The following is a 3369-nucleotide window of genomic DNA, read 5'->3' as shown; positions in this document are numbered from 1 at the left end:
GGCTTCCCAGCCGAGCGCTTTGCGTGAGCCGCCGCTGAGTCCGGTGTCGACGCGGTCAGCGGCCCAGGCCCTCTACCTGCGACACCAGAGAAGTCGGGCTGGAACCGCTTCTCGTGGACGCCGATCACGCCGGATCCCGTGCCCTCCCGAAACCGCGAACAGGCCTTGCCGTATGGGACCCGCCGCGGGGCCCCGGGCTACACGCCCGCGAGAGTCAGCAGCCGCTCCATCTGCTCGACGGGAAGGAACGGCGAGGCACCGGCGGCCTCCGCGACGTGCTCCGAGGGGTCGGCGAGCAGCCGGAGCAGGGACGGGAGCGGGAGATTGCGGTGGGGTGCGACCGCGCGGCGGACGCGGTCTTCGGGGTCGGCGGCCAGCTTCTCGGCGAGCGTCGGGGGCAGATCCGGATCGCGGGGCGAGAAGGAGCGCAGCCGGGGCTCAGGGTCGGTGGCGAAGCGGCGCAGGGTCTCCGAGGGGAACGTCAGGACCTCCTCCCCGTCCCACCAGAACGTGAACTTGTCCCGCCGGCGGTAGCGGCGCTCGATGCTCTCGGCGGTCGCGGGATCGACCAGGTGCGGGGCGGCGTACGCCATGGTGAGGCGGACCATCTCCTCCTCGTCGTCGAGCAGTCGGGCCACCGCAGGGGCGGGAAGGTCCTTGCCGGCGGCGGCCGAGACCCGGAAGCCGACGTAGGGCGAGTCGATGTGCGGCAGCGGATCGGCCGTGACCCAGTCCAGGCGCAGGATCCGCAGTTCCGTGGGCGCGAAGGCGTTCTGGTACCACTGCAGGAACGCTTCGTCGTCGGCGTCGGAGCCCGGCTCCTCCGTCGATTGCGCAAGCTCGTGGACCGAGGCGTGGATCCGCGCCCGGACGTGTTCCGGCGTGTCAGGCCGGGCGAAGACCTTCACCCGGACGCTCGCGGCCGGATCGACGGCGAGGACGTCGCGGACCGACGGCGGCAGGTCGGGATGCCGGGCCAGTTCGGCGCGCACGTCGCTGTCCGGATCCTCGGCGAGCCGTCGGAGAGTGTCCTCGTCGAGAACGGCGTGGATCACCGCGCCCGCCCGGGTCTCCGGGTCCGCCAGTAGTGCCGGCAGCAGGTCCGAGGGCGGTACCGGATGCGGCCGGTCCGCGAAGTAGATGGAGCAGGCGGCGGCGCGGACCGTGTCCTCGGGATCGGTCAGCAGGATCCGGCGGACCGCTTCCGGCGCCTGGGTCCAGTGCTTCGCCAGCGAGGCGCGGATCGCGGGGTCGGGGTCGGAGGCGAGGCGGGCCCGGAGGTCGGGCGGCGTGTGACGGTTCTGGGCCAGGTACTTGCGGACCTGTGCCTCCGGATCGTCGATGAGCTGCTCCAGCATCTCCCTCGGTGCGGTCGCGGCGTGGACGACGAGCGCGGACCGCACCGCCCTGTCCGGATGGGCGGCCAGGCGGATGCGGAACCGGTCCGGCAGCCGGTCGTTGAGCGCCAGGCTGTGCAGGAGCCAGCCGTCGTCGATCGCGATGATCTCGGCGATCATGTCCTCGGTGAGGTCCGGACGCCCCGCGACCCTTCCGAAGCCCCGCCGCCGTGCGAACAGTCGCCGGACCATGGGAGCCGGCAGGGCGGGGTTCACCGCCAGCCCGTCCATCACCTTGTCGAGGTGGACCGGTGTCGGGGTGTCAGCGATGCCGGCGTCCATGCGGCCAGCATGCCAGGCGGGCTCCGACGTGACGCTTCCGGGCTGCGGCCGGCGGGCGCGGGTGGACACAACTTCGACGGGGCCGGCCGCAGCGCCGCGGCCTCACGCCTCGGGCGGTGCCTCGCTCTCCCGGCGCTGCCGCCGGCGGTAGTTGCGCATGGACACCTGGGAGCCGCAGCCGGTACTGCAGTACAGCCCCGCCCCGTTGCGGGTGCGGTCGAAGAAGCCGAAATGGCACGGGGGGTTGCGACACGCCTTGATGCGCCCCCAGTCGCCGGTCTGCGCGAAGGTCGTCACCGCGGCCAGCACGGTCCCGAACACCCGCGGCACCCCTGCCTGCGGCGACGCCAGCGCGACCCCGCCGGCTGTGACCACCGTCGCCAGCGGGTAGAGCGCACCTGCGCGCCGCAGGTGTTGCTCGGCGTGCTGCAGCGGCTCGCCGAGGCTCTCCTCGTCGCCCGAGTGGGCGAGCAGCAGGGTCACCAGGGCGTCCCGCAGCTCGCGGGCGGCCGCGGCGTCGGCATCGGTCGCCACCGTCTCGCCGCCGAACTCGTCGTGCTCCGCGAGCCAGGCCGCGAACGAGTCGCCGTCCCCGAACAGTTCCTGCCGGCCGCCTCCGTCCGCGCGCGTGTTCACGAACGCGAGCACGGTCTCCACCGTCGGCATGACGGTGCGCGGGCTGGGTTTCGCCGATCCGGCTGCAGCACTGCTCATCACCCCATCGTACATCAGCGGGAAGAGGTACTAATCCACCTAAGGGGTAACGCAGAGCCGCACTGCGCTTGACGCGTTATGAGCTAAGCGCCTACGGTCGCAACATGAACGGAACTTCGAAGCAGCAGACCAGCCCCCGCACATGGCTCATCACCGGCGCGACCTCCGGCATCGGCCGCGAACTCACCCTCCAGGCACTGGAGAACGGCGATGCCGTCTCGGCGATCGCCCGCGACACCGCTTCCCTGGACGAACTGGCCGCAACGCACGGCGACCGCCTGCTCCTCGTCCCCGCGGACGTGCGGGACGAGCAGGCCGTCCGGGAGACGGTGGAACGCACGCTCGCGCGGTTCGGCCGCATCGACGTGGTGGCCAACAACGCCGGCTACGGACTCTTCGGAGCCGTCGAGGAAGCCACCGACGCGCAGGCCCGCGCCGTGTTCGACACCAACGTCTTCGGCGTGCTCAACGTGCTCCGCGCGACGCTGCCGGTACTCCGCGCCCAGCGGTCCGGCCACATCCTCCAGGGCTCGTCGGTCTACGGGCAGTCCGCCCACCCCGGCGTGGGACTGCTGGCCGCTACCAAGTACGCCGTCGAGGGACTGTCGGACGCACTGGTGGCCGAGGTCGCACCACTCGGCATCAAGGTCACGGTCATCCAGCCCGGAATGACCGCCACCCCCTTCCTGTCCAACCTCGACGTCGCGGCCGGCCTCGACGACTACGACCGGACCGTCCGCGAGGTCCAGAAGGGCATCGGAGAGCTGCCCGCCTCCGCGTTCTCCTCCGCAGCCCGGATCGCCGAAGGCATCCGGACCGCGGTCGACAGCCCCAACCCCCCGCTGCGCCTGGCCCTCGGCACCTCCAGCGCCACCGGCATGCGCACCGCCCTGGAGGCCCGCACCGCGGACCTGGACGCCTGGAACCACCTGACCGACGCCGTCGACAGGTGATCGCAGGTCTCACAAGTCCCGCA

The 3369-nt window shown here is 72.1% G+C and carries 3 protein-coding genes; 1 reads left to right on the top strand and 2 read right to left on the bottom strand.

The annotated features are described in order from the left end of the window. Nucleotides 1-197: 197 nt before the first annotated feature. Complete coding sequence (locus ABZ885_RS37960) at nucleotides 198-1679, bottom strand: hypothetical protein (RefSeq protein ID WP_360199269.1); 1482 nt, start codon at nucleotides 1677-1679, stop codon at nucleotides 198-200. Between the two features lie 102 nt (nucleotides 1680-1781). Then, nucleotides 1782-2393, bottom strand: coding sequence for an ABATE domain-containing protein (locus ABZ885_RS37955; protein ID WP_360199267.1), 612 nt, complete (start codon nucleotides 2391-2393; stop codon nucleotides 1782-1784). A 104-nt stretch (nucleotides 2394-2497) separates the two neighbouring features. Between ABZ885_RS37955 and ABZ885_RS37950 the strand changes: the two genes are divergently transcribed. Then, nucleotides 2498-3346: an SDR family NAD(P)-dependent oxidoreductase gene (locus ABZ885_RS37950; RefSeq protein WP_360199265.1), complete on the top strand. Its 849-nt coding sequence runs from the start codon at nucleotides 2498-2500 to the stop codon at nucleotides 3344-3346. Nucleotides 3347-3369 lie beyond the last annotated feature (23 nt).

This window comes from Kitasatospora sp. NPDC047058, from assembly GCF_040643935.1.
Lineage (GTDB): Bacteria > Actinomycetota > Actinomycetes > Streptomycetales > Streptomycetaceae > Kitasatospora.
The sequence above is the reverse complement of the archived record's forward strand: the minus strand, read 5'-3'. Positions and strand labels throughout refer to the sequence as shown.